The 558-nt window shown below is 45.3% G+C and carries 1 protein-coding gene; it reads left to right on the top strand.

Annotated elements, in window-relative coordinates; genetic code table 11:
* Window positions 1-558: Na/Pi symporter (locus R7O13_RS29725; RefSeq protein ID WP_318305574.1), on the top strand; the 558-nt coding region annotated here is incomplete at both ends.

The following is a 558-nucleotide window of genomic DNA, read 5'->3' on the forward strand; positions in this document are numbered from 1 at the left end:
ACCTTCTTGCTGTTCTGATCTTCCTTCCTTTGGAAATGATGTTCGGCATTCTAGAGAAAATTTCTCACTGGTTGGTTTCGCCACTATTTAACACTGGCGACATGAGCATGAAGGGTTTTGACTTCATCAAGCCAATCACTAAGCCTGTTGTTTCTGCTATCAAAGAACCGCTATCAACATTTGGTGACACCATGGGTGGCGTGGCTCTAATTGCTTTAGGTATCGCTACAATCTTCGTTGCTATCACAGTAATGGGTAAGCTAATGAAGAGCCTAATGGTTGGCCGTGCTCGCGATATTCTGAAGAATGCAATTGGTCGTGGCCCTATCCACGGTATCGTATCAGGCTCGATCGTGACGGTGTTGGTACAATCTTCATCAACAACAACAAGCTTGATGGTTCCACTTGTAGGTACTGGTGTTCTTAAAGTTCGTGACATTTACCCATTCACGCTGGGTGCGAACATCGGTACGTGTATCACTGCACTACTTGCAGCTACCGCAGTATCTGGTGAGTTTGCTGTGTTTGCTCTTCAGATTGCGCTAGTACACTTAACCT

Source organism: Vibrio sp. Y176, from assembly GCF_033438945.1.